At 73.7% G+C, this 23,039-nt stretch carries 23 protein-coding genes; 13 read left to right on the top strand and 10 right to left on the bottom strand.

What is annotated here, in order from left to right:
• The first annotated feature begins 103 nt into the window (after positions 1 to 103).
• Genes ABEB07_RS00170 through ABEB07_RS00155 form a run of 4 tightly spaced genes read left to right on the top strand, consistent with a single transcriptional unit; the run spans position 104 to position 4,074 of the window.
• Complete coding sequence (locus ABEB07_RS00170; protein WP_345666461.1) at positions 104 to 580, top strand: type 2 periplasmic-binding domain-containing protein; 477 nt, start codon at positions 104 to 106, stop codon at positions 578 to 580.
• Positions 577 to 1,476, top strand: a complete 900-nt coding sequence (locus tag ABEB07_RS00165) for a carbohydrate ABC transporter permease (RefSeq protein WP_345666460.1) — start codon at positions 577 to 579, stop codon at positions 1,474 to 1,476. Before ABEB07_RS00170 ends, ABEB07_RS00165 begins: the two co-directional genes overlap by 4 nt.
• A complete protein-coding gene (locus tag ABEB07_RS00160; RefSeq protein ID WP_345666459.1) occupies positions 1,476 to 2,396 on the top strand; it encodes a carbohydrate ABC transporter permease in 921 nt (306 codons plus the stop codon). Before ABEB07_RS00165 ends, ABEB07_RS00160 begins: the two co-directional genes overlap by 1 nt.
• Before the next feature lie 28 nt (positions 2,397 to 2,424).
• Complete coding sequence (locus tag ABEB07_RS00155; protein ID WP_345666458.1) at positions 2,425 to 4,074, top strand: glycoside hydrolase family 43 protein; 1,650 nt, start codon at positions 2,425 to 2,427, stop codon at positions 4,072 to 4,074.
• A 151-nt stretch (positions 4,075 to 4,225) separates the two neighbouring features.
• Here the strand turns inward: ABEB07_RS00155 and ABEB07_RS00150 are convergent, their stop codons facing one another.
• The gene (locus tag ABEB07_RS00150; RefSeq protein WP_164588341.1) at positions 4,226 to 5,053 is read right to left on the bottom strand and encodes a 3-hydroxybutyrate dehydrogenase; all 828 of its coding nucleotides are present in this window, start codon (positions 5,051 to 5,053) and stop codon (positions 4,226 to 4,228) included.
• Positions 5,054 to 5,308: 255 nt separating this feature from the next.
• Here ABEB07_RS00150 and ABEB07_RS00145 point away from each other — a divergent pair, with 255 nt between their 5' ends.
• Positions 5,309 to 6,775, top strand: coding sequence for an extracellular catalytic domain type 1 short-chain-length polyhydroxyalkanoate depolymerase (locus tag ABEB07_RS00145; protein ID WP_345666457.1), 1,467 nt, complete (start codon positions 5,309 to 5,311; stop codon positions 6,773 to 6,775).
• 38 nt (positions 6,776 to 6,813) lie between these two features.
• Here ABEB07_RS00145 and ABEB07_RS00140 read toward each other — a convergent pair whose 3' ends face one another.
• Positions 6,814 to 8,616 (bottom strand): thiamine pyrophosphate-dependent enzyme, encoded by a 1,803-nt coding sequence (locus ABEB07_RS00140; protein WP_345666456.1) that lies wholly within the window; start codon positions 8,614 to 8,616, stop codon positions 6,814 to 6,816.
• A gap of 262 nt (positions 8,617 to 8,878) precedes the next feature.
• On the opposite strand from ABEB07_RS00140, the gene ABEB07_RS00135 reads away from it, so the two are divergent.
• Complete coding sequence (locus tag ABEB07_RS00135) at positions 8,879 to 9,514, top strand: hypothetical protein (RefSeq protein ID WP_345666455.1); 636 nt, start codon at positions 8,879 to 8,881, stop codon at positions 9,512 to 9,514.
• A 70-nt stretch (positions 9,515 to 9,584) separates the two neighbouring features.
• Positions 9,585 to 10,139: a GNAT family N-acetyltransferase gene (locus tag ABEB07_RS00130; RefSeq protein WP_176147337.1), complete on the top strand. Its 555-nt coding sequence runs from the start codon at positions 9,585 to 9,587 to the stop codon at positions 10,137 to 10,139.
• A gap of 32 nt (positions 10,140 to 10,171) precedes the next feature.
• On the opposite strand, the gene crcB (ABEB07_RS00125) is transcribed toward ABEB07_RS00130, so the two are convergent.
• The 3 genes from crcB (ABEB07_RS00125) to crcB (ABEB07_RS00115) are packed head-to-tail and all read right to left on the bottom strand — an operon-like array spanning position 10,172 to position 11,399.
• A complete protein-coding gene (gene crcB / locus ABEB07_RS00125; RefSeq protein ID WP_176147338.1) occupies positions 10,172 to 10,546 on the bottom strand; it encodes a fluoride efflux transporter CrcB in 375 nt (124 codons plus the stop codon).
• Complete coding sequence (locus tag ABEB07_RS00120; RefSeq protein ID WP_345666454.1) at positions 10,543 to 10,938, bottom strand: DUF190 domain-containing protein; 396 nt, start codon at positions 10,936 to 10,938, stop codon at positions 10,543 to 10,545. The genes crcB (ABEB07_RS00125) and ABEB07_RS00120 overlap by 4 nt, the downstream gene beginning before the upstream one ends.
• Positions 10,935 to 11,399 carry a fluoride efflux transporter CrcB gene (gene crcB / locus ABEB07_RS00115; protein ID WP_176151769.1) on the bottom strand — a complete coding sequence of 155 codons (465 nt, stop codon included), beginning with the start codon at positions 11,397 to 11,399 and terminating at the stop codon, positions 10,935 to 10,937. Before crcB (ABEB07_RS00115) ends, ABEB07_RS00120 begins: the two co-directional genes overlap by 4 nt.
• Before the next feature lie 315 nt (positions 11,400 to 11,714).
• Here crcB (ABEB07_RS00115) and ABEB07_RS00110 point away from each other — a divergent pair, with 315 nt between their 5' ends.
• Positions 11,715 to 13,010 (top strand): PP2C family protein-serine/threonine phosphatase, encoded by a 1,296-nt coding sequence (locus tag ABEB07_RS00110; RefSeq protein ID WP_345666453.1) that lies wholly within the window; start codon positions 11,715 to 11,717, stop codon positions 13,008 to 13,010.
• 25 nt (positions 13,011 to 13,035) lie between these two features.
• Here the strand turns inward: ABEB07_RS00110 and ABEB07_RS00105 are convergent, their stop codons facing one another.
• On the bottom strand, positions 13,036 to 13,659 hold the full coding sequence (locus ABEB07_RS00105) for a TetR family transcriptional regulator (RefSeq protein WP_345666452.1): 624 nt from the start codon (positions 13,657 to 13,659) through the stop codon (positions 13,036 to 13,038).
• 173 nt (positions 13,660 to 13,832) lie between these two features.
• Between ABEB07_RS00105 and ABEB07_RS00100 the strand changes: the two genes are divergently transcribed.
• The 5 genes from ABEB07_RS00100 to ABEB07_RS00080 all read left to right on the top strand — a co-directional run bounded on the left by ABEB07_RS00100 (position 13,833) and on the right by ABEB07_RS00080 (position 18,180).
• On the top strand, positions 13,833 to 14,618 hold the full coding sequence (locus tag ABEB07_RS00100) for an SDR family NAD(P)-dependent oxidoreductase (protein ID WP_345666451.1): 786 nt from the start codon (positions 13,833 to 13,835) through the stop codon (positions 14,616 to 14,618).
• A 17-nt stretch (positions 14,619 to 14,635) separates the two neighbouring features.
• On the top strand, positions 14,636 to 15,400 hold the full coding sequence (locus ABEB07_RS00095; protein WP_345666450.1) for a glucose 1-dehydrogenase: 765 nt from the start codon (positions 14,636 to 14,638) through the stop codon (positions 15,398 to 15,400).
• Positions 15,401 to 15,492: 92 nt separating this feature from the next.
• Complete coding sequence (locus tag ABEB07_RS00090) at positions 15,493 to 16,107, top strand: TetR/AcrR family transcriptional regulator (RefSeq protein WP_176147344.1); 615 nt, start codon at positions 15,493 to 15,495, stop codon at positions 16,105 to 16,107.
• A 92-nt stretch (positions 16,108 to 16,199) separates the two neighbouring features.
• On the top strand, positions 16,200 to 16,940 hold the full coding sequence (locus tag ABEB07_RS00085) for a 2-phosphosulfolactate phosphatase (RefSeq protein WP_345666449.1): 741 nt from the start codon (positions 16,200 to 16,202) through the stop codon (positions 16,938 to 16,940).
• A 58-nt stretch (positions 16,941 to 16,998) separates the two neighbouring features.
• Complete coding sequence (locus ABEB07_RS00080) at positions 16,999 to 18,180, top strand: aldose epimerase family protein (RefSeq protein ID WP_345666448.1); 1,182 nt, start codon at positions 16,999 to 17,001, stop codon at positions 18,178 to 18,180.
• Positions 18,181 to 18,208: 28 nt separating this feature from the next.
• Here the strand turns inward: ABEB07_RS00080 and ABEB07_RS00075 are convergent, their stop codons facing one another.
• From ABEB07_RS00075 to ABEB07_RS00060, 4 genes are all read right to left on the bottom strand, one after another.
• The gene (locus tag ABEB07_RS00075; protein WP_345666447.1) at positions 18,209 to 19,225 is read right to left on the bottom strand and encodes a LacI family DNA-binding transcriptional regulator; all 1,017 of its coding nucleotides are present in this window, start codon (positions 19,223 to 19,225) and stop codon (positions 18,209 to 18,211) included.
• A gap of 121 nt (positions 19,226 to 19,346) precedes the next feature.
• Complete coding sequence (locus ABEB07_RS00070) at positions 19,347 to 20,366, bottom strand: ABC transporter permease (protein ID WP_345666446.1); 1,020 nt, start codon at positions 20,364 to 20,366, stop codon at positions 19,347 to 19,349.
• Positions 20,363 to 21,331 carry an ABC transporter permease gene (locus tag ABEB07_RS00065; RefSeq protein WP_176147349.1) on the bottom strand — a complete coding sequence of 323 codons (969 nt, stop codon included), beginning with the start codon at positions 21,329 to 21,331 and terminating at the stop codon, positions 20,363 to 20,365. The genes ABEB07_RS00070 and ABEB07_RS00065 overlap by 4 nt, the downstream gene beginning before the upstream one ends.
• Positions 21,328 to 23,013 carry a sugar ABC transporter ATP-binding protein gene (locus tag ABEB07_RS00060; RefSeq protein ID WP_345666445.1) on the bottom strand — a complete coding sequence of 562 codons (1,686 nt, stop codon included), beginning with the start codon at positions 23,011 to 23,013 and terminating at the stop codon, positions 21,328 to 21,330. The genes ABEB07_RS00065 and ABEB07_RS00060 overlap by 4 nt, the downstream gene beginning before the upstream one ends.
• Between the last annotated feature and the right edge of the window lie 26 nt (positions 23,014 to 23,039).

Raw genomic sequence — 23,039 nt, 5'->3', positions numbered from 1 at the left:
TGGTGGGCTGGTAGTCGAACCAGTACGACAGGGGGTGCCCGGCGGGCACGGTGACGGGCAGCTCCCAGCGGCCGGTGGAACTGTTGTACAGGGCCGGGCCGGCATGGAGCTGATGGGCTCCTGGGAGTACGCCGGCCAGCTCGCCACCGCCCCCGACTTCGTCAAGCAGGGCAAGCTCGGCTGGACCACCTTCCCGACCGTCCCGCACGGCAAGGGCGACCCGAAGAGCATCGTCGGCAACCCCTCCAACTTCTTCTCCGTCACCGCCAAGTCGAAGAACAGGGCCGCCGCCGTCGACTTCATCACCAAGACCGTCACCGAACCGTCCTACGTCAAGGACCTCATCGACATCGGCCAGGTGCCGGCCATCGCCGGCATCGAGGACCAGCTCAAGTCCGGCCCGCACGCCGACTACACCACCTTCGTCTACGACCTGGTCAAGCAGGCCCCCTCCTACACCCAGTCCTGGGACCAGGCCCTCGACCCGGCCACCGCGCAGAAGCTGCTGACCGAACTCCAGAAGGTCTTCGACAAGCAGTCCACCCCGCAGCGGTTCGTCTCCGCCATGGACGCCGAGTGAGCGGCGCCGCGACCCGCCGGAGCGACGGACGGCCCGGAGCCCTCTGGGCCGTCCCCGCCCTGCTGTACTTCGCCCTGTTCGCCGTCGTCCCCATGGCCCTGGTCGTCGTCCTCAGCTTCTGCCGGTGGAGCGGCCTGGGCAGCCCGCAGTGGGCCGGCACGGCCAACTGGTCGCGCCTGCTGCACGATCCCCGACTCGGCCAGTCGCTGCGCCTGTCGCTGCTGCTGACCGTGGTCACCTGGGCCGTGCAGACCCTCATCTGCCTGCCGCTCGGCGTGTGGTGCGCCGGCCACCAGCGCGGCCGCGCCGTCCTCAGCACCCTCTTCTTCGTCCCCCTGCTGATGTCCAGCGCCGCGGTCGCCCTGCTGTTCGCCGCGCTGCTCGACCCCAACTTCGGCCTCGCGCACACCGTCGGACCCTGGCTCGGCGTGGCCGACGGCAACCTCATCGGCGACCCGCACCTCGCGCTGTGGACCGTCATGGCCGTCATCACCTGGCAGTTCGTGCCGTTCCACACCCTGCTCTACCAGGCCGCCGCCCGCCAGGTGCCCGCCCAGCTCTACGAGGCGGCCACCATCGACGGCGCCGGGCGCCGGCGGCAGTTCCTCTCCATCACCCTGCCCCAGCTGCGCAACACCGTCGTCACCTCCTCGGTGCTGATGCTGGTCGGCTCCCTCACCTACTTCGACATCGTGCTGATCCTCACCAACGGCGGCCCCGGCACCTCCACCCGCATCCTGCCGCTGCACATGTACCTGACCGGCTTCAGCAGCTTCGACATGGGCTACGCCAGCGTGCTCGCCGTCCTCCTGCTCGTCGCCGGCACCACCCTGTCCCTGCTGGTCGTACGCGTCACCGGCTTCCGGCGCATGGCCAGCCAGCGGGAAGGACTGTGATGAGCGCCAAGACCCTCGACCCCACCAGGGCCGCCGCCCCGAAGGCGGCGCACCGCCCGGGCCGGCCGCGCACCGCCCACCGTCCCGTCCGCGCACACCCGCGCCGGCGCCCGGACTGGCTCGGCGGCCTCGGCGCCGCGGTGTGGCTGGTGATCGTGGCGGTGCCGCTGTACTACGTGCTCGCCTCCAGCCTGCGCGAGAAGAGCGACTACCTCGACGCCGGACCGCTGTCCGTACCGCACCGCGTCGTGCTGTCGAACTACCGCACCGTCCTCGACTCCGGCTTCGCCGGCTACCTGTGGAACAGCATCCTCGTCACTGTGTGCACCGTCGCCCTGGTGCTCGCCCTGGCGCTGCCGGCCGCGTACGCCATCGTCCGCAGCCGCAGCCGGTTCGTGTCCGCCGGTTTCTCGGTGATGCTGATGGGCCTCGCCATTCCCGCCCAGGCCACCATCGTGCCGGTCTACCTGCTCATCACCCGCCTGCACACCTACGACACACTCACCGCGATCGTCCTGCCGACGGCCGCGTTCTCCCTGCCCATGGCGATCCTCGTGCTCACCTCCACCCTGCGCGACATCCCCGGCGAGCTGTACGAGGCGATGACCGTGGACGGCGCGAACGCCGCCCACGTCCTGCGCTCCCTGGTGCTGCCGCTGACCCGGCCCGGCCTGGTCACCGTCGGCGTCTACACCGCGCTCGGCGCCTGGAACGGCTTCATCTTCCCCCTGGTCCTCACCCAGAGCGACGCCCGCCGCACCGTGACGCTCGGCCTGTGGAACTACCAGGGCCAGCAGGGCGGCATCAACGTCCCCGCCACCATGGCCGCCGTCGTCCTGTCCCTGCTGCCGCTGCTCGCCGCCTACCTCTTCGGCCGCCGCCACCTGCTCAGCGGACTGACCGCCGGCTTCGGCACATGACCGACCACCGCCCCCGCGAAAGGCATCCATGACCACCGGAGCCACCACCGCCGCCGCCCCGTCCGAGACACCCGCGCACCCGAGCGGCGCCCTCACCAACCCCGTCCTGCCCGGCTTCCACCCCGACCCCTCGATCCTGCGCGTCGGCGACGACTACTACCTCGCCACCTCCACCTTCGAGTGGCACCCGGGTGTGCGCGTCCACCACTCGCGCGACCTGGTCCACTGGCGCCCGCTGCCCGGCGTGCTGGACGAGCGCCGGCTGCTCGACCTGTCCGGCGTGCCCGACTCCGGCGGGGTGTGGGCGCCCTGTCTGTCGTACGCGCACGGCCTGTTCCACCTGGTCTTCACCCGGGTCGACAACCACCACGGCGGCTGGTGGGACGCCCAGAACTACGTCACCACCGCGCCCACCGCCTCGGGCCCCTGGTCCGACCCGGTGCCGGTGCACGCCCGAGGCTTCGACCCCTCGCTCTTCCACGACCAGGACGGCGCCTGCTGGATGCTGTCGCTGACCGGCGACTGGCGCCCGCGCCGCGACCCCTTCGCCGGCATCCAGGCCCAGCGCTGGGACTGCGCCGCCGGCCGGCTCACCGGCGAGGTGCACCTGATCTTCCACGGCACCGACGCCGGCGTCACCGAGGGCCCGCACCTGTACCGGCGCGACGGCCACTACTACCTGATGACCGCCGAGGGCGGCACCTCCTACGACCACCAGGTCACCGTCGCCCGCTCCCGCACGCTGCTCGGCCCCTACGAGCCCGACCCCGCCGGCCCCACCCTCACCTCCCGCCACCGCCCCGACCTGCCCCTCCAGAAGGCCGGCCACGGCAGTCTGGTGGAGACCCAGAGCGGCGAGTGGTACCTGGCCCACCTCACCGGCCGCCCCGACGCTCCGCACGGCCGCTGCGTCCTCGGCCGGGAGACGGCCCTCCAGCGGGTCCGCTGGTCCGAGGACGGCTGGCCGCGCGTGACCGACGGCATCCCCGCCGAACGGGTCCCCGCGCCCCGGCTGCCGGCCCACCCCTTCCCGGCCGAGCCCGCCCGCGACGACTTCGACGGCGACCGGCTCGGCCCGCACTGGGCCACCCTGCGCCGCCCCGCCGCCCCCGACTGGCTGGACCTCGCCGCCCGCCCCTCCCACCTGCGTATCCGCGGCGGCCAGTCGCCGCGCGGACTGCGCACCCCGAGCCTGGTGGCCCGGCGCGCGGGCTCGTTCCACTGCTCGCTGGCGGCCTCGGTCGACTTCGACCCGGCCGACGTGCGCCAGCTCGCCGGGATCACCGCGTACTACGACACCCGCAACTGGCACTACGCCTACATCGGCCGCGACGACGACGGACGCCGGGTGCTGTCCGTGCTCAGCTGCGACGACGGCGACCGGGTGGAGGGCGCCGCGGTGGCGCTGCCCGAGACCGGGGCCGTCGAACTGCGGGTGACGCTCGACCTCCCGCGGCTCCGCTTCGAGCACCGGCCGCCGGGACAGCGGTGGACGCCGCTCGGGGCGGCGCTGGACGCGACGATCCTGTCCGACGAGCACGCCGGCGAGAAGCAGGCGCCCGACGGCCGCGCCGCCAGCCCCGCCTTCACCGGCGCCTTCCTCGGCCTGTGGGTCCAGGACATCGGAGCGGACGGCGCGCACGCGGACTTCGACCACGCGACCTACCGCGAGCACTGACCGCCCGAGCACGGCCCGCCCGGACCCGCGCACCCCGCGCGGGCCCACCGCCCGCACCGCTCAAGGAACACCCTCCACGCCACACACCCCCCCCGCACCCCGCGTCGTGCCGCCGCCGGATCCGGCGGCGGCACGACGCCGCGCTCTCGCGTCAACTGGCCGTCCAGCCGCCGTCCAGGGGCAGCGAGGCGCCGGTGATGTAGCCGGTGTGCTCGGCGCACAGCCACAGGGCCGCCGCGGCGACCTCGGCCGGCTCGATCAGACGCTTGATCGCGGTGTGCTCCAGGAACACCTGGTCCACCACATCCGCCGACGGAATGCCGTGGGCCCGCGCCTGCCCCGCGATCTGGTCCTCCACCAGCGGGGTGCGGACATAGCCGGGGTTGATGCAGTTGCTGGTCACCCCGTGCGCGGCGCCCTCCAGGGCGACCACCTTGCTCAGCCCCTCCAGGGCGTGCTTCGCGGCGACGTACGCCGACTTGTAGGCGCTGGCCCGCAGGCCGTGCACCGAGGAGATGTTGACCACCCGGCCCCAGCCCCGCGCGTACATGTGCGGCAGGGTGCGGCGCAGGATCCGGAACGGCGCCTCCACCATCACCCGCTGGATCAGCGCGAACCGGTCCGGCGGGAACTCGTGCACCGGGGCCACGTGCTGGAGCCCCGCGTTGTTCACGACGATGTCGGCGTCGTCCGGCAGCGTGTCCACCGCCTCCGGGTCGGAGAGGTCGACCACGATCGCGCTGCCGCCGGTCGCCGCGGCGACCTCCTTGGCGGCCCGCTCCGCCCGGTCCACCACGTAGACCTCGGCGCCGGCGGCGGCGAAGGCCTCGGCGCAGGCCCGGCCGATCCCGCTGGCCGCCCCGGTGACCAGGACCTTCCGCCCGGACGCGAACCGGGCGCCGACCAGTGCGGACGCGGTGGTGTTTCGCGGCCCGGCGTGCGGGGCCGCGCCCTCGGCGGGGTTCTCGGTGCTCTCCATGGCGGCCACGGTAGGAAGCCGGGCAGGGGTGAGACACGTGGGCCGGTGACACATTTTCCGGCCGGGGCATGGTCGCGGCCACCATGTGCCGCCCGCCATGCCACAGCCTCGGCGCGGACGCCATGGGTGGGCGCGCCATGCGGCCCGCCGCGTTCCTGGCTGCCCCTCACCTGTCACCGCCGGCCGGGCCGGCCGTACGGTCCGCCGCAGTTCCCTCCCCTCCCCGACACCCCACCACCCCACGGGAGTTCCACCATGCGATGGCACACACTGCGCCGGTTCGGCGGCCGCGCCGCCCGGGCCGCGGCGCTCGGCGCCCTGGCCGCGGGCCTGGTCACGCTCGCGCCCGCCGCCCCGGCCGAGGCCGCCGGCACGCTCCAGCAGGTCACGGGATTCGGCTCCAACCCCGGCAACCTGGCGATGTACGAGTACGCGCCGGCCGACCTGCCCGCACACGCGCCCCTGGTGGTGGCCCTGCACGGCTGCACCCAGTCGGCGAGCGACTACCACAGCCACTCCGGCTGGCAGAAGTTCGCCGACCAGTGGGGCTTCGCCGTCGTCTACCCGCAGACCAGCGCGACCAACAACAGCCTCTCCTGCTTCAGTTGGTTCGACGCCGCCAAGGACGCCCGCGGCAAGGGCGAGGCGGCCTCCGTCGTGCAGATGGTCGACCACGCCGTGGCGCAGTACGGCTCCGACCGCGGCCGGATCTTCGTCACCGGCCTGTCCGCGGGCGGCGGCATGACCGCCGACCTGCTCGCCGACTACCCGGACGTGTTCGCCGGCGGCGCCGTGGACTCCGGGCTGCCCGCCCAGTGCGCCACCACCCAGGCCGCCGCCTCCGGCTGCCAGTACAGCGGCCAGAACCTCACCCCGAAGCAGTGGGGCGACAAGGTGCGCGGCTCCTACCCCGGCTACACCGGACCGTGGCCGCGCGTCGCGATCTGGCAGGGCTCCTCCGACACCACCGTCGCCCCCGTCAACGGCACCGAACTGCGCGACCAGTGGACCGACGTCTGGGGCATCGGGCAGACGCCGTCCGCCACCCGGACCCTGACCGGCAACACCACCGAGACCACCTACGACGACTCCGCGGGCCGACCCGCCGTCGCGCTCTTCTCCGTCTCCGGCATGGCCCACGGCCTCGCCGTCGACCCCGGCTCGGGCGCCGACCAGTGCGGCAGCACCGGCTCCTACTACCTCGACACCATCTGCTCCAGCTACCACACCGCGCGGTTCTGGGGCCTGGACCAGTCGGGCGGCGGCAGCGGCAGCACCCTGCCCGCGCCGTCCGCGGTGACCGCCACCGCCACCACCACCAGTACCGCGACGCTGTCCTGGACCGCCGTCGGCGGCGCGGCCTCGTACGCCGTCTACCGCGACGGCGCCAAGGTGGGCGCGCCCACCGGCACGACGTACACCGACACCGGTCTGGCCGCCGGCACGACGTACACCTACACCGTCGCCGCCGTGGACGGCGCCGGCGCCGCGGGCCACGCCTCCGCGCCGGTCACCGCGACGACCACCGGCACCGCCCCCGCGCCCAAGTGCTACACCGACAACAACTACAACCAGGTCAAGGCGGGCCGCGCCCACCAGAGCGGCGGCTACGCCTACGCCAACGGCTCCGACCAGAACATGGGCCTGTACAACGTGGCCGTCACCCACACCCTGAAGGAGACCTCCCCGGCCTACTTCGTCCTCGCCGACTCCGGCTGCTGAACGCCGGGCTCCGCCGGCCGCGGCGAGACCCGCTCCGGTCAGCGGTAGCGGGCCAGCGCCGCCCGGTGCTGACGCAAGGCGGGGGACATGGCCACCCGGGCGTCCTGGAGGAGGTTGCGGGCCATCGGGCCCGCGGCCTTCTCGCCCTTGCCGAACGCCTCGGCGATGTGCTCGGCGTGCGCCGGCTTCAGGCTCTCGCCGAACGGCGCCTCGTAGGGGTCCGTGACCGCCTCGACCAGGCACGGGCCGTCGTGGGCCATCGCCTGCCGGAACACGTCCGCCGCGTCCGCGGGCTCCTCGATCCGGAAGGCCCGCAGACCGCACGCCTCGGCGACGGCCTTGAAGTCGACGGGGTGCAGCTCACACCCGTACTGCGGATTGCCGAGCAGGGCGGTCTGCTCCCACACCTCCAGGGCCAGGGAGTTGTTCCGCAGCACCACCACCCTGACGGGCAGTCCGTACTGGGCGAGCGTGGCGAGCTCGCCCATCCCCATCGACAGCGAGCCGTCGCCGGTGAAGGCGATCACCGGCCGGTCCGGGTGGGCGAACTGGGCGCCGATGGCGTACGGCAGCGCGGCGCCCATCGTGCACAGCGTGCCGGAGAAGGAGTAGTGCATGCCGGCGCGCAGCATCAGCCGGCCGCCCCACGCGGTCACGGTCCCCGCGTCGCCGGTCACGATCGCCCGCTCGGGCAGGGCCTTGGACAGCTCCCAGGTGACCACCTGCGGACGCATCGGCGTACCGGAGGAGGCGGCCTGCTCCCCGATCAGCTCCCACCACGTACGGTACGTGTCCCGGGCCCGGTCGAGGAACGAGCGATCGCTCTTGCGCTCCAGCCGGGGCAGCAGCGCCTCCAGCACGGCCTCGGCGTGGCCGACGAGCCCGACCTCGACGGGGTAGCGCATCCCGATCCGGTCGGCGTTCAGGTCGATCTGCACGGCGCGCGCCTGCCCGGGGACGGGCCAGAAGTCGTAGTACGGGGTCGAGGACCCGACGATCAGGAAGCCGTCGCACTCCTCGAACGCCTGGTGCGAGGCCCGGGTGCCGATCAACCCCATCCCGCCGGTGGTGTACGGGCTGTCGTCCGGCACGCAGTCCTTGCCCAGGCCCGCCTTGGCGATCGGCGCGCCCAGGACCTCGGCCACCCGCTCCAGCGCCGCGCCCGCGCCCCGGGCTCCGGCGCCCGCGCAGATCGCCACCCGGCTACAGGAGTTGAGCACCTCGGCGGCCGCGTCCAGCTGCGCGGCCGGCGGCATCACCTCGAACGGCTGGACGGCCAGGGAGGTGTGTCCGGGCACGTTCTTGTCGGACGGCGTGTCCTGGTCCTCCGTCCACGACTGCACGTCGATCGGGATCGCCAGGTGTGAGGGCGTGCGGTTCATCAGCGCGCTGCGCACCGCGAGGTCGGTGGCGGTGACCGCGTGCGCCGGGCCCATCACCCGCTCGGAGAACATGCACGCGTGCTCGAACAGCCGGTCGGAGGGGATGTCCTGGAGGAAGTGCGCGCCCACCGTGTCGTGGTACGACAGACCGGTGATCGCGATCACCGGCGCGCCGTCGATCCGCGCGTCGTACAGGCCGTTGAGCAGGTGGATCGCGCCGGGGCCCGCGGTGGCCACACACGCGGCGGGACGGCCGGTGAACTTGGCGTACCCGACGCACGCCAGGGCCGCGTTCTCCTCGTGCCGCACGTGCACCAGCCGCATCCGCGACTGCCGGCGCAGGGCCTCGAAGAAGCCGTTGACCTGGTCGCCGCAGATGCCGAAGCAGGTGTCCACCCCCCAGGCCAGGAGCCGTTCGATGATCAGGTCGGAGGTGGTCTTCGGGGCCGTTTCGGGCACGGGGGATCCCTTCGTTCCAGCCGGACATCCGCTCCGTGGAGCCCGAGCCGCGGCGAACCGTCGCCCCGCCAAGGTAACGACGCCGTACCGTGCCCGCGCGCCGAGCCGCCCGTCCGCCGCGGCCGCTCACACGTGTGCGGCGGGGGCGGGCGGCGCACACGTGTGAGCGGCTGCGGCGGATGGAGTACGGCCGAGTCGCGGAGGGCGGGCAGGTCGCGGACGATGAGGGCGATCGTTTCCGTGCGCTGCGAAGGACGACAGGATGCCCCGACCCCACCGCGGTCCCGTGCCACTTTGCTCCCGTGCCGTGCCGGCCGGCGCGGCCGGCTGCCTGCTCGCCGTCGCCGCGCTGACCGGCTGCGGCTCCGGCAACGATCAAGGGGGCGGCACCACCACCGCCCCGGCCACGCCCCAGACCCCCGCCACGGCCTCCTTCTCGGGCATGCCGCCGTCCGCGCTGGCCTCCTCGGCCGCCTCCGCGATCGCGTCCGCGCGGGCCTCCGCCTCGGCGGCGGCCTCCTCGGCGTCCGCACGCGCCTCGCAGTTCGAGGCGTCCGTGGACGCGCAGGCCGCGCACGCGGGAGCCGCGGCCGAGCAGCAGCTGAAGAAGGTCCAGGGGCGGGGGAACGCGCTGGCCGAGGTGGGGATGACGGGCCTGCCCCGGGCGCAGACCGCGGGCCTGACCGCCGCGCTGGTCACCATCACCAACAAGACCGGCAAGAAGGCCTCCTACGCCGCGCAGGTCGACTTCCTCGACGCCTCGGGGAAGGTCGTCGAGACCCGGTTCGTCGGCGCGGAGAACCTCGCCCCGGGCAAGCAGGAACAGCCCATCGCCTTCAGCCGGCAGCCCGCACAGACGCAACTGACCCCCCGTCTCACCAAGGCGCAGCGCTACTGACCGCCGTGCGGGCGCGCCGACGAACGGGGCCGCCGGACGGGCCTGTTCCGCCCCGGTCTACGATTCCGCGATGATCGAAAGCAAGTCGGTGAGGCTTCGTCCCCTGCGTCCCGAGGACGCCGAGCACCATCTGCGGTGGCGCAACGATCCACGGGTGATCCACTGGGCCGCCGCGGGCGACCCGGCCTTCGGACCGGTCACGGCCGAGGCGATCGGGCTCGGCTTCGACACCATGCTGCGGCTGAACCCGAGGGAGTCGGCCGTCTTCACGGTCGAGGACGTCGCCGACGGACGGGTCATCGGCATGGCCGACTACCGCGACCTCGACCCGTTCGGCCAGGTGGCCACGTTGGGCATCACCGTCGGCGAGCCGGAGTTCTGGGGCCGCGGCCACGGCTCGGCGGCGCTGCGGCTGCTCGTGGACCACCTGTTCGGCGCGTACCCCCTGCACCGTCTGGAGCTGGACACCTGGAGCGGCAACGAACGCGCGGTGCGCGCCTTCGGGAAACTGGGTTTCCGCGAGGAGGGCCGGCGACGGTCCGCGGTGCTGGTGGCGGGCGAGCGGTACGACCGCGTGCTCTTCGGCATGCTGCGCGAGGAGTGGGCGAACTCGGCCGTCGAGTGACCGAGTTGCGCCGGCCCCGGCTCGTCGACCCGTCAGAGCCAGAACGCCTGGGCGAGCGCCGCCCCGGTGAAGGCGGAGCCCAGCGCGGCGACCAGGCTGCCGACCGCGTTGGCCGCCGCGAAGAAGCGCGCGCCGTCCTCCGCGAGCCGCAGGGTCTCGTAGGAGAAGGTGGAGTACGTGGTCAGGGCCCCGCACAGTCCGGTGCCCAGCAGGAGCTGGAGGTCGGAGGAGACCCCGCCGGCGGCGACCGCTCCGGTGACCAGGCCCAGGATGAGGCTGCCGGCGACGTTGACGGTGAACGTGCCCCAGGGGAAGACGGTGTCGTGCCGGGACTGCACCGTGCGGTCGGTCAGATAGCGCAGCGGCGCACCCACCGCCGCGCCCGCGATGACCAGCAGCCAGTTCACACGTCCTCCTTCTTGCCGTGCTTCCTGCCCCGGTCGCGGTGCGCGTCCTCGCCCTTGTCGCGGCCGCTGTAGCGGATGACCTCGCAGTCGTCGAGGATCACCAGCCCCTGGCCGATCAGTTCGTTCAGTTCCGGCAGGAACGCGCGGACCCGGTCCTCGGTGTCGACGATCACGATCGCCACCGGCAGGTCCTCGCTCAGCGACAGCAGCCTGCTGGTGTGGATCAGCGAGGACGCCCCGAAGCCCTCGATGCCGCGGAACACACTCGCGCCGGCCAGCCCCGCCCGGTGCGCCCGGTGCACGATCTCCGAGTAGAGGGGCTTGTGGTGCCAGGTGTCGTTCTCGCCGATGAAGACGGTCAGCCGCAGCGCGGTGCCGGTCAGCCTCGTCATGACTGCCTCCACTCGATGACGCGCCGGGTGAGGTTCGCCGCCGCCCACACCGCCGCGAGCGCGGCGAGCAGGGTGGAGGCGAGGTAGAGCAGGCCGGTCCTGGCGTGGCCACCGTCGACCAGGCGCTGGATGTCCACGGCGTACGTGGAGAACGTGGTGAACCCGCCGAGCACGCCGGTGCCGAAGAACGGCCTGACCAGGCGGTGCGCGGCCCACACGTCGGTGATGACCACCATGAAGACGCCGATGACGCCGCAGCCGATCACGTTCACCCACAACGTGGTCCACGGGAAGGCGCCCGTCGCGGTCGGCCACAGCAGGGCGGACGCGTAGCGTGCGCACGCCCCGATCGCGCCGCCGGCGGCCACCACCGCGATGACCGGCCACTGTCCGCGCGCCAGCTCACGGCGCTGCGCGGGCACCCGCAGATCGACGTCGGGATCGGTGGGTTCGCTGTGCACCGGGGATCGGACCTCTCCCACGTGGGTCTCCTACTCGCATCGTCGTCCCGGCCGGGCCGGGACACACTTCCTCGCAAGCAGGGACTGTTGGCGGCGTCGTCGCCGCGGTTGGGTACGGCGAGCCCCACCGCCGTGCGACCGCTCCCGCGGCCACCCCTCAAGGGTAGCGTGGGCCGGAACCGGCCCGTGACCTGGACCCCCGCCCCGCCGCCCGGCCGGGACCGGGCCGCTCCCCGGCACCGCACCGCCCCGCCGCCCGTTTCCCGCACCGTACGGCGGATTGCACCGGCGGCCGCCGCGACAACAATGGGGATGATGAAGCGGGAACCCCCACCGCCGGAAGCGGCCGCGACGGAGCTGTTGCCCGAGGTCGCCGCCGCCCGCCTGCGGCTGCTCGCCGAGGCGAGCCGGGCGCTGGCCTCGGGCCTGGACGCAGAGGAGTCGCTGCGCCGCCTGGCCCGCCTGGTGGTGTCCCAGCTCGCCGACGCCTGCGTGGTCGACGTGGTCGAGGGCGAGGGCGTACGCCGGCTCACAGTCACCGACCGGGACCCGGAACGGGCGCTGCGCCTGCTGCCCACCGGGTTCCTGCCCGGCCCCGACGACTCGGCCGCCGCCCTGGCCAAGGTGCTGCGCGGCGCGGGCCCCATGGTGGTGAACGGCGTCGACACACCCGACCCGGCCGACCCGCTGCGCTGCGCCCAGTGGGCCCTGTACCGCACCCTGGGCGCCGAGACGGCGCTGATCGTGCCCATGCGCGTACGCCGGCAGGCGCTGGGCGCGCTCACCTTCGTCCGCCGCGCCCCGGCCGCCCCCTTCGACGAGGAGGAACAGGCGCTCGCCGCCGACCTCGGCCACCGCGCGGGCCTCGCCCTCGACAACGCCCGGCTGTACGCGCTCCAGCAGTACACCGCCGAGCAGTTGCAGCTCTCCCTGCTGCCCGACCTGACCGGACTGGCCGACCTCCAGCTCGCCGCCCGCTACGTGGCCGCCCGCGAACGGGCCGAGGTGGGCGGCGACTGGTACGACGCGTTCCGGCTCCCCGACGGCTCGGTGATCCTCGCCATCGGCGACGTGGTCGGCCACGACCTGGCCGCCGCCGTCCGCATGGGCCAGCTGCGCAACATGCTGCGCGCGCTCGCCTACGACAGCGGCGACGACCCGGCGGGCATCATGCGCCGCCTGGACAACGTCATGCAGGGCCTGACCGGCGTCGAACTCGTCACGGCCGTCCTCGTCCGCCTGACGACGCCCTCGAACGGCCCGTGGCGGATCGACTGGACCAACGCAGGTCACCCGCCGCCGCTGCTGGCCCAGCCCGACGGCCGGACCCGGCTGCTGGAGGAGGGCCTCGCCCCCGTCCTCGGGGTCGATCCCGGGCTCGCCCGCGACACCGTGAGCCTCGCGCTGCCGCCGGGCGCCACCCTGCTCCTGTACACCGACGGCCTCGTGGAGCGCCCCGGCGAGGACATCGGCCGCGGCCTGACCCGGCTGCGCCAGCACGCGGCGGCGCTCGCCCGTGAACCGCTGGGCGTGTTCCGCGACGAGCTGCTGGACCGGCTGATCGACGACCAGCACGACGACGTGGCCGTCCTGGCCCTGCGCGTCCCCTGAGAGGCGGCGCCGTCCGGGCGCGGCGCTACGCCGCCATCGTGCCGGCGAGGCGGCGCAGGCAGCGCACCGCGAGGGCGGCGGGGGAGTCGGGGCCCTCGGCCGCCGCCTCGGTGGCCGCCCACGTCTCCAGCGCGATCCGGATCGCGTCGGTGGCGGCGGCCGCGACGAGCCGTACCTCCAGCGGTTCCCGGTCCTCGCCCGCGAGCCGGGCGATCACCGGGACGAGCCGTTCCTCCGACTCCTGGTTCACCCGATACCAGACCGCCCGCAGCGCCGGGTCGTCCGCCGCGGCCCGCAGCAGCCCGCGGATGCGCAGCAGGCCCTGGACGCCCTCCTCGTCCGGAGCGGCCAGCGCCCGTTCGACCGCGGTCTCCAGCGCCCGCGGCAGGGGCGTGCCCGGCTCCGTCTCCTCCAGCAGCGACCGCCAGCGGTCGGCCCCGGAGGCCAGCAGCGGGCTCACCGCGTCCTGCTTGGACCTGAAGTAGCGGTAGAAGGTGCGCAGCGCGACCCCCGCCCGCCCCGCGATCTCCTCGGCCGTCGTGCCGTCCGGGCCGCGGGTGGCGAACAGCTCCGCCGCCGCGAGGGCGATGTCGAGCTGCGTGGCGGCCTTGCGGCGCTCGGTCAGGGAGGGGGAGGCGTCGGTGTTCACCCGCAGAAGCGTACGCCCCGCTGTCCCTGATTGGCACTGAGTGACGTAGTGGCAAAACGTGCCACTCGGGCGTAACGTGACGGCCGTCGAGAGCGTCGGCCGATCAGGAGGCCGACGCCGTACGGCCGTGCCGCGGCAAGACGGCACGGCCTGCTGTCGAACAGGGAGTACGCATGAACCGCTATGAAGGCCGCCGCGCGCTGATCACCGGCGGTGGCTCGGGCATCGGCCAGGCCACCGTGCTGCGCGTCCTCGCCGAGGGCGGCGCCGTGGTGGCCGCCGACGTCAGCGAGCGCGGGCTGCGGGACACCGCCGAGAAGGCCGGCGCCCACGCCGACCGGCTCACCACGCGCGTCCTCGACGTCGCCGACGAGGCTTCGGTACGCGACGGGGTCGCCGCCGCCGTCGCCGCCCTCGGCGGCCTGGACGTCCTGGTCAACGCCGCCGGCATCCTGCGCTCCTCGCACACCCACGAGACGAGCCTCGAAGCGTTCAACCGGGTCCTCCAGGTCAACCTGGCCGGCACCTTCCTGGTGATCCGCGAGGCCGTCCCCGCGCTGCTGGCGGGCCGGGACGCGGCGGTCGTCAACTTCAGCTCCACCTCCGCGACGTTCGCGCACCCCTACATGGCGGCGTACGCGGCGAGCAAGGGCGGCATCCAGTCCATGACGCACGCCCTCGCCGCCGAGTACGCCAAGCGGGGCATACGGTTCACCGCCGTGCAGCCCGGCTCCATCTCGTCGGGCATGACCGACGGCAGCGGCGCCAGCGGCCAGAGTATGGGTCCGGGGCTGCCCGAGGACGCCGACATGAGCCTGTTCGCCAAGCTCTCCCCGGCGCTCGGGCAGGGTTTCGCGGGCCCCGAGACGGTGGCGTCCGTGGTGGCGATGCTCGGCAGCGCGGACGGCCGCTTCATCACCGGCACCGAGATCCGCGTCGACGGCGGCACCCACTTCTGAGCAGCGAGGAGCACATCATGAACGATCTCACCGGCAAGACCGTCATCATCACCGGCGGCGCCCGCGGCCTCGGCGCCGAGACGGCCCGCCAGGCGATCGGGGCCGGAGCCAAGGTGGTGATCACCGACGTCCTGTCCGACGAGGGCGAGGCCACCGCGGCCGAGCTCGGCGCGAACGCCCGCTTCGTGCGGCACGACGTCACCTCCGAGGACGACTGGCGGCAGGTCGCCGACGTCGCGCGCGCCGAGTTCGGCGGCGTGCACGGCCTCGTCAACAACGCCGGCGTCTCCACCGGCCAGTACCTGGAGGCCGAGTCCGTCGCGTACTTCCGCAAGGTGCTCGACATCAACCTCACCGGCGTCTTCATCGGCATGAAGACGGTGATCCCCGCGATGCGGGAGAACGGCGGCGGCTCGATCGTCAACGTCTCCTCCGCCGCCGGTTTGATGGGCCTCGCGCTGACGGCCGGCTACGGCGCCTCCAAGTGGGGCGTACGCGGCCTGACGAAGATCGGCGCGGTGGAGCTGGGCACGGCCGGGATCCGGGTGAACTCGGTCCACCCGGGCATGACGTACACCCCGATGACCGCCTCCGTCGGCATCGAGCGGGGCGAGGGCAACTACCCCAACACGCCCATGGGCCGCGTCGGCGAGCCGCACGAGATCGCGAGCGCGGTGGTGTACCTGCTCTCCGACGCGGCCTCCTACGTCACCGGCGCCGAACTCGCGGTGGACGGCGGCTGGACCACCGGCCCGACCGTCCGGTACGTCATGGGGCAGTGAGCCGCCCACCGGTCCCGCGCGGGTGTGGCACGCTCGTCGGGGCCGGGTTCTCCGGCCGGGGCCGCGGCCCGCAGGAGGCACGAGGAGGAAGCATGCCGCTGACCCGCAAGGGCGCCGCCACCCGGCAGCGCATCATCGAGGGCGCCGCCGGACAGATCCGGGAGCAGGGCGTCTTCGGGGTGCGGCTGGAGGACGTCATGGACCGCACGGCCACCAGCAAGAGCCAGTTGTTCCACTACTTCCCCGGCGGCAAGGAAGAACTGATGCTGGCCGTGGCCCGGCACGAGGCGGCGCGGGTGATCGCGGACCAGCAGCCGGAGCTGGGCGCGCTCACCTCCTGGGACGCCTGGCGGCAGTGGCGCGACAAGGTCGTGCGCCGCTACCGCGAGCAGGGCCTCACCTGCCCGCTGCACGTGGCGATGTCGCAGTTGGAGACGGCGACGGAGGCGAGAGGGCTCGTGGTCGGCGAGCTGATCCGGCACTGGCAGGGCGAACTGGCCGCGGGAATCCGCCACATGCGGTCCCTCGGCGAGACCTACCCCGACCTGGACGCCGACCGGGAGGCCGCCGCCCTGCTGGCCGGCGTCCAGGGCGGCGTGCTCATCTACCTCTCCACCGGCAGCCTCACCCACCTGGAAGCAGCCCTGGACCAGGGCATCGCCCACCTGCGCCGCCGGCCGACGCGCTCCTCGGCCATGGGGGAGTGAACGCTGGTGAGCGGCACGGGAAGCGGGCCGGCCGACTGAGCGCCGTCGAAGCCTGCACCGCCCCGCGCGTGAGCGTCGGCCACAATGGCGGGATGGACCATCGCTACGCCGGGACGGCGGAGTTGACCGGGACGCCGCGTGTGGCGGTCGTGGTCGACGTGATGCGGGCCTTCACCGTGGCCGCGTGGGCGTTCGCGCGAGGAGCCGCGAGGATCGTCCTGGCGGCCTCGGAGGGCGAGGCGCTGGACCTGAAGCGGACCCGCCCCGGCTGGCTCGCCCTGAAGGACGGCGCCCCGGCCCCGGGCTTCGACACGGTGAACTCACCCGGGTTGGTACAGGCGTTGGATCTGCGAGGGCGGACCGTCGTGCAGAAGACGACGGCGGGGACCGTCGGCGCCCTGGCCGTCGCGGACGCGCCGCTGGTGCTGTGCGCGGGCTTCGTCGTCGCCGAGGCCACGGCGCGGTTCCTGCGGGCGAGTGGCGCCGGTGCGGTGACGTTCGTCGTCACCGGCGAACAGGGGCGGGCCGCCGAGGACCTGGCCTGCGCCGAGTACATCGCCCACCGCCTCGCCGACGACACCGCCGACCCGGCCCCCTACCTCCGCCGCGCTACGGCCTCCCGGGCGGCCGCGGACCTCGCCGAGGGCCTGCGCCTCGGTTACCGGGGCGTCCACCCGGACGACGTCGCACTGTGCCTGGAGGCCGGCAGGTTCCCCTTCGCGATGCGGGTCCGCCGGGAGGGCTCCCTCGTGGTGCTGCGGCCCACCGCGGCGCCGCACCGCTCGTCGGACGGCCCGGGCGCTCTCTTCTCCCCTCTCCTTGCAACGTTGTAAAGTGCGGACGGCGGCCAGGTGTCCGCCGTTCGATCTTCCGCTTCCCGTGAGGAGAACCATGGCTGTGTGCACGGCTACGCGGGAGGTCCTGCCCGCTGACGCCTTCGAGGAGCCGGTCGAGCGCTGGACGCTCCGCTCGCCCAGCGGCGTCGAGGCCCGCGTCCTCACCCTCGGCGCCGTGCTGCACTCCCTGCGCGTGCCCGACGCCGCCGGCACCGCCGTGGACGACGTGGTGCTGCGGCTGCCGGGACCGCGCGAGTACGCCGGTGACAGCGCCTACCTCGGAGCCGTCGTCGGACGGTACGCCAACCGCATCGCCGGCGGGCGGTTCCGCCTCGACGGCGCCGAGCACCAGGTGCCCGTGAACGACCGGGGCAACGCCCTGCACGGCGGGACCGACGGGTTCGACCGGCGGGTGTGGCGGGCGCGGCCGGTGGCGTACGAGGACGGGTCGGCGGGGGTGCGGCTGACGCTCGACAGCCCGGACGGGGACCAGGGCTTCCCCGGCGAGCTGGCCGTCACCGTCGAGTACGTATTGCGCCCGGACGGGACCCTCGTCCTGGACGGCACGGCCCGCACCGACCGCCCCACCGTCGTCAACCTGACCCACCACGCCTACTTCAACCTCACCGGCCGCCCCGAACTCGGCGTCCTGGACCATGTGCTGACCGTCGACGCCGACGCCTACCTGCCGATCGACGACACGGCCGTACCGCTGCCGGGCGCACCCCGGCCGGTGCACGGCACCCCCTTCGACTTCACCGCGCCCCACCCGCTCGGCGAGCGCATCGGCGCGCCGGACCCGCAGCTCACCACCGCGGGCGGCTACGACCACTGCTGGGTGCTGCGCGGCCATCCGTGGGACCGGGCGCGAAGCGGCGCGGCGACGGAAGGGGACGTCGGCGCCGAGGGCGCGGCGCCGCACCGGGCGGCGCCGCACCGGGCGGCGCGGCTGGCGGACCCGGCCAGCGGACGGATCATGGAGGTGCGCACCACCGAACCCGGACTTCAGGTGTACACCGGGCAGCAACTGGACGGCTCCCTCAAGGACGTCGACGGACGGCCGCTGGCCGCGCACGCCGGCGTGTGCCTGGAGACGCAGCACTTCCCCGACTCGCCGAACCGGCCGGAGTACCCCAGCACCGAGGTGCGGCCGGGGCGACCGCTGCGCACCCGCACCGAGTTCGGCTTCCCGCACCTGCGCGGCGGCGGTCCGGACGGCACACCCGAGGGCGGCTGACGGCGCCGTACGCCGGCCCCGTCGCCCCTCACCGCCCGCGCTCGACCGTGGACTCCCGTACCACCAGCTCGAATCCGGGCAGGATGCGCCGCGGCACCGGCGGGGTGCGGGCGGCGATGCGCTCCACCACGCAGTCGACGGCGATCTGCGCGATGGCCTGCTTGTCGGGGGCGACCGTGGTCAGCGCCACCGCCGCGTACCGGGCCTCCTCGATGTCGTCGAACCCGGCCACCGCGATGTCCCGCGGCACGCGCAGGCCGCGTTCGGCGAGCACCCGCATCGCGCCCAGGGCGACCATGTCGTTGAAGGCGAAGACGGCGTCGGGGCGTTCGCCCCGGTCCAGCAGGGCGGCCATGCCCGCCGCGCCGTCCTGGCGGTCGAAACCGTCGGTGGCGACGATCAGGGCCTCCGGTGGCTTCAGCCCCGCCGAGGTGTGCGCCTCCCGCCAGCCGCGCAGCCGCAGGTGCGCCGGGGTGCGCGCGCTCTCCCGGCGGGCGCCCAGGAAGGCGATGCGGCGGCGCCCGGTGTCCAGCAGGTGCTGGACCGCGGCGCGCGCCGCCGCCACGTTGTCGATGGCGATGTGGTCGAAGGGCGCCTCGTACTCCCGCTCCCCGAGCAGCACCAGGGGAGAGGTGTCGGTGCGCGAGAGCAGGTCCTCGGTCTCCATCCGGATCGGGCTGAGGATCAGCCCGTCGATGATCTGGGCGCGGAAGCCCTGGCAGACCAGGACCTCCTTCTCGCGCAGCCCCGCCGTGTGGTCGAGCAGCACCGTGTAGTCGTGCCGCGCCGCCGCGTCGATGACGGCGCCGGCCACCTCGGAGAAGTACGGGTTGCCCAGTTCGGGGACGGCCAGGGCGATGATGCCGGTGCGGCCGTTGCGCAGGTGGCGGGCGACGAGGTTGGGCCGGTAGCCGAGTTCGTCGATGGCCCGTTGCACCCGCGCCCGGGTCCGGGGGGAGACATGGACATAGTTGTTGACGACGTTCGACACAGTCTTGACGGAGACCCCGGCGCGCTGTGCGACGTCCTTCAGGCTGACGCCCACTGAACTCCTTCGGTCGGGCGGCGGCGTCCCCGGGCCGGCGCGGATCGCGGTCCGCCGGCCCCGTGGGCCCGGCGCGCCGAACGGTCGGCCGGACCACGGGACGGCGTCCCGGTGCGGGCGGTCAGTCCGTCTGCCGCGTGCGGCTGAGCAGGGTCTGCGCCAGGACCACCACGGCCAGGAAGGCGCCGTTGACCGTGTCGGTGAAGGCGGAGCCGTACTGGGAGAAGTAGTGGTCGATGAGGTTGTGGATGACGGCCAGCACCAGCACACCGCTCGCCGTGCCGCCGATCGAGCCGCTGCCGCCGGTCAGGAGCGTGCCGCCGATCACCACGGAGGCGATCGCGGTCAGTTCGTAGCCGACGCCGATCGTGGTGACGCCGGAGCCCAGCCGGGCGCTGCCGAGCGCGCCGGCCGCCGCGGCGAGGGTGGCCGACAGGACGTAGACGAGCACCTTGGTGCGGGCGACGGGCAGGCCCATCAGCGTGGCCGCGCTCTCGTTGCCGCCCAGCGCGGTGACCGTGGCGCCGAACCGGGTGCGGGTGAGCAGCAGCGCGCCGAGCACGAACAGCGCGGCCACGATCAGCACCGGCGTCCAGGTGCCCTCGCCCAGGCTCCGGAAGGCGGCGCCGGGCGGGACGAGATACGTGGTGGCGCCCTCGTCCGTCAGGGCCTGCAACAGCCCCCGCGCGCCCAGCAGTCCGGCGAGGGTGACGATGAACGGCGCCATCCCCGCCCGGGAGACCAGCAGTCCCTGCACCGAGCCCCACGCCGCGCCGACGGCCAGCGGCAGCACGATGGCGAGCCATGTGCCCCCGGCGTGCGCCCCGTAGGCGCCGAGGACCCCGCCGAGCGCGTACAGGGAGCCCACCGACAGGTCGATGCCGCCGGTGAGGATGACGAAGGTCATGCCGAGGGCCAGCAGCCACACGAAGGCGTTGTTGCCGAGGATGCTGGAGATGTTGGACCAGGTCGGGAAGGTGTCGGAGGTCGCCGAGGCGATGGCGACCATCAGCACCAGCACGGCCAGGGCGCCCCGGCGCTGGATGTGGGAGGCCAGGCGTTCGCGCAGCGCGGCCGGCTGCGCCGCGTCGGGCGCGGCACCGGCCGGCGCCGTGGCGGGTCGCAGGGCGGAGGGGCTCATCGAGTACCACGCTCCTGTGAGGCGTAGACCGCGCAGCAGATGATGGCGGCCTCCACGAGTTGGGTGTAGGACGTGTGCACGTTGTGCTGGGTGAGGACGGCGGTGATCAGCTGCATGAACAGCGCGCCCGCCACCGTGCCGAGCACCCGTACCCGGCCGCCGGTCAGCGGGGTGCCGCCGACCACGACCGCGGTGATGGCGTTCAGCTCCATGTTCAGGCCCTGGTTGGCGGGGTCGGCCTCGGCGCCGTGGCCGACGATCATCGCGCCCGCGAAGGCGGCGAGGACGCCGGACAGGACGTAGACGGTGACGAGGACGCGGCGCACCGGCAGACCGGCCAGCTTGCTCGCCTGCCGGTTGTCGCCGATGGCCACCAGCTGCCGGCCGAACGTGGTGCGGCGCACCAGCAGCGCGGTCAGCACGGCGCACACCCCGGCGATCCACGCCATGAGCGGCACCCCCGCGAAACCGTCGGACCCCAGGCTCAGCAGCCCCGAGTCCATGACCGGCTTGGCGGAGTTGCCGTTGATCAGCTCGGCGACCCCGCGCAGGCCGATCATCAGCGAGAGGGTGGCGACGATCGGCTGGATGCGGGCGAAGGCCACCATCGTGCCGCCGAGCGCGCCCGAGACCGCGCCGAACACCAGGGCGATCAGGATCGCGAGCGGCGCGCCGTAGCCGACGTAGAGGGGGACGACCGAGGCGGCCAGGGCGATGACCGCGCCCACCGACAGGTCGACGCCCTCGGTGCCGATGACCAGGGCCATGCCGAGCGCGACCATCAGGGTCGGCGCGACCTGGAACAGCTGGATGCGGACGTTGCCCGCGGACAGGAACGAGCTGTCCAGGACGGCGGCCACCACGAACAGGGCGACCAGCGCCGCGTAGACGCCGTACGCCTGGAGCAGTCGGGTCAGCCGGGCGCGGTCCAGCAGGTCCGGGCCGGGCCAGGTGGTGGGAGTCATCGGGGCTCCTCCTTCGTCACGGCCGGGTCGCTCGGCCGCTTCCGGCCCGGTCCGTCTTCGGCTTCGGCCGCGCCGTCTTCGGTCTCGGTTTCGGTCCCGGCTTCGGTGTCGGCTGGGGTGACGGCTTCGTCGTCGGCGGAGGCGAGGGTGTCGAGCACGGCCCGCTCGGTCACGTCCTCGCCCTGGAGGTGGCCGACGGCCCGGCCGTCCTTGAGGACGACGATCCGGTCCGAGCCCTCGATCAGCTCCTCCAGGTCCGAGGAGATCAGCAGCACCCCGAGCCCCTGCTCGGCGAGTTCGTCGATGAGCGCCTGCACCTCGGCCTTGGCGCCCACGTCGATGCCGCGGGTGGGCTCGTCCAGCAACAGCACCTTGGGATCCAGGCACAGCCAGCGGGCCAGCAGCACCTTCTGCTGGTTGCCGCCGGACAGATCGCTGACCTTCTGGTCGGGGCCGGACGCCTTGATGCGCAGCCGTTCCATGAAGAAGCGCACCACCTCGTCCTGCTTGGCCTGCGAGACCACGCCCGCCCGGGCGAGCCGGGGCAGCAGGGCCAGCGAGATGTTCTCCCGCACCGACAGGTTGGGCAGGATGCCTTCCGTCTTGCGGTCCTCGGCGAGCATCACCACGCCCGCCTTGATGGCGGCGGCCGGGCTGCGGCGGGCCAGCACGGCCCCGTCCACCTCGACGGCGCCGCCGTCCGTGGCCAGCGCCCCGGTGATCGCCTTGGCGGTCTCGCTGCGCCCGGCGCCCAGCAGTCCGCCGAGCCCGACGACCTCGCCGCGGTGGATGTCGACGTCGACGCCGTGCACCCGGTGGCGCACGGTCAGCCCGGTGGCCCGCAGCGCCGGCACGCCCCCGCGCCGCTCGTGCTGCTCGGCGCCGAACGCGGTGGCGCCCTTGGCCCGGACCGTGGACATCTCCCGGCCCAGCATCAGCGAGATCAGCTTCAGCCGTTCGAGGCCGGCCATCTCGCCGGTGTGCACGACCGCCCCGTCCCGCATCACGGTGACCCGGTCGCAGATCGCGTACAGCTCGTCCAGGCGGTGACTGACGTAGACGACGGCGATGCCCTGCCGCCTGAGGTCGCGGATCACCGAGAACAGCGTCTCCACCTCGCGCGGTTCGAGCGACGAGGTCGGCTCGTCCATCACGACCACCCGGGCGTCGATCTGCACGGCGCGGGCCAGCGCCACCATCTGCTGGGCGCCCAGGCCCAGCGAGCCCAGCGGCCGGGTCACGTCCACGTCCACGCCGTAGCGCCGCAGGGCCTCGGCGGCCAGGCGGTTCATCGCCCGCACGTCGACCAGGCCGAAACGGCGCGGCTCGCGGCCCAGGCACAGGTTGCGGGCCACCGACATCAGCGGGACGAGGTTGACCTCCTGGTAGATGGTCGAGATGCCGGCCGCCTGCGCCTCCAGCGGGTTGCGGAAGGCACGGTCCTCACCCGCGAAGCGGACGTGACCCGCGTCGGGCCGGTACACGCCGGTCATCACCTTGATCAGCGTCGACTTGCCGGCGCCGTTCTCGCCGATGAGGGCGTGCACCTCACCGGGGCGCAGATGGAAGTCCACCCCGCGCAGGGCGTGGACGCCCGCGAAGCTCTTGTCCACCCCGGCGACTTCCACGATCCAGTCGCTGCGAGGTGCCGGGTCCTGCTGGACCAACGTCGTCCTCCTCATGCGGGCTGCCGCGGGCAGCCGCCGGT

Origin of the sequence: Streptomyces similanensis (genome assembly GCF_039543625.1) — a bacterium.
In the GTDB taxonomy this organism is placed as follows: domain Bacteria; phylum Actinomycetota; class Actinomycetes; order Streptomycetales; family Streptomycetaceae; genus Streptomyces; species Streptomyces similanensis.
This window is presented reverse-complemented; position numbering and strand designations above follow the sequence as displayed.

Excerpts from the sequence above, each read along its gene's own strand:
- ABEB07_RS00070 (WP_345666446.1), bottom strand. The coding sequence starts at position 20,366 with ATGAGCCCCTCCGCCCTGCGACCCGCCACGGCGCCGGCCGGTGCCGCG.
- ABEB07_RS00060 (WP_345666445.1), bottom strand. The coding sequence starts at position 23,013 with ATGAGGAGGACGACGTTGGTCCAGCAGGACCCGGCACCTCGCAGCGAC.
- ABEB07_RS00150 (WP_164588341.1), bottom strand. The coding sequence starts at position 5,053 with ATGGAGAGCACCGAGAACCCCGCCGAGGGCGCGGCCCCGCACGCCGGG.
- ABEB07_RS00085 (WP_345666449.1), top strand. The coding sequence starts at position 16,200 with ATGGACCATCGCTACGCCGGGACGGCGGAGTTGACCGGGACGCCGCGT.
- ABEB07_RS00080 (WP_345666448.1), top strand. The coding sequence starts at position 16,999 with ATGGCTGTGTGCACGGCTACGCGGGAGGTCCTGCCCGCTGACGCCTTC.
- ABEB07_RS00120 (WP_345666454.1), bottom strand. The coding sequence starts at position 10,938 with ATGACGAGGCTGACCGGCACCGCGCTGCGGCTGACCGTCTTCATCGGC.
- ABEB07_RS00065 (WP_176147349.1), bottom strand. The coding sequence starts at position 21,331 with ATGACTCCCACCACCTGGCCCGGCCCGGACCTGCTGGACCGCGCCCGG.
- ABEB07_RS00095 (WP_345666450.1), top strand. The coding sequence starts at position 14,636 with ATGAACGATCTCACCGGCAAGACCGTCATCATCACCGGCGGCGCCCGC.
- ABEB07_RS00145 (WP_345666457.1), top strand. The coding sequence starts at position 5,309 with ATGCGATGGCACACACTGCGCCGGTTCGGCGGCCGCGCCGCCCGGGCC.
- ABEB07_RS00155 (WP_345666458.1), top strand. The coding sequence starts at position 2,425 with ATGACCACCGGAGCCACCACCGCCGCCGCCCCGTCCGAGACACCCGCG.
- ABEB07_RS00090 (WP_176147344.1), top strand. The coding sequence starts at position 15,493 with ATGCCGCTGACCCGCAAGGGCGCCGCCACCCGGCAGCGCATCATCGAG.
- ABEB07_RS00110 (WP_345666453.1), top strand. The coding sequence starts at position 11,715 with ATGAAGCGGGAACCCCCACCGCCGGAAGCGGCCGCGACGGAGCTGTTG.
- ABEB07_RS00130 (WP_176147337.1), top strand. The coding sequence starts at position 9,585 with ATGATCGAAAGCAAGTCGGTGAGGCTTCGTCCCCTGCGTCCCGAGGAC.
- ABEB07_RS00135 (WP_345666455.1), top strand. The coding sequence starts at position 8,879 with ATGCCCCGACCCCACCGCGGTCCCGTGCCACTTTGCTCCCGTGCCGTG.
- ABEB07_RS00170 (WP_345666461.1), top strand. The coding sequence starts at position 104 with ATGGAGCTGATGGGCTCCTGGGAGTACGCCGGCCAGCTCGCCACCGCC.
- ABEB07_RS00160 (WP_345666459.1), top strand. The coding sequence starts at position 1,476 with ATGAGCGCCAAGACCCTCGACCCCACCAGGGCCGCCGCCCCGAAGGCG.
- ABEB07_RS00100 (WP_345666451.1), top strand. The coding sequence starts at position 13,833 with ATGAACCGCTATGAAGGCCGCCGCGCGCTGATCACCGGCGGTGGCTCG.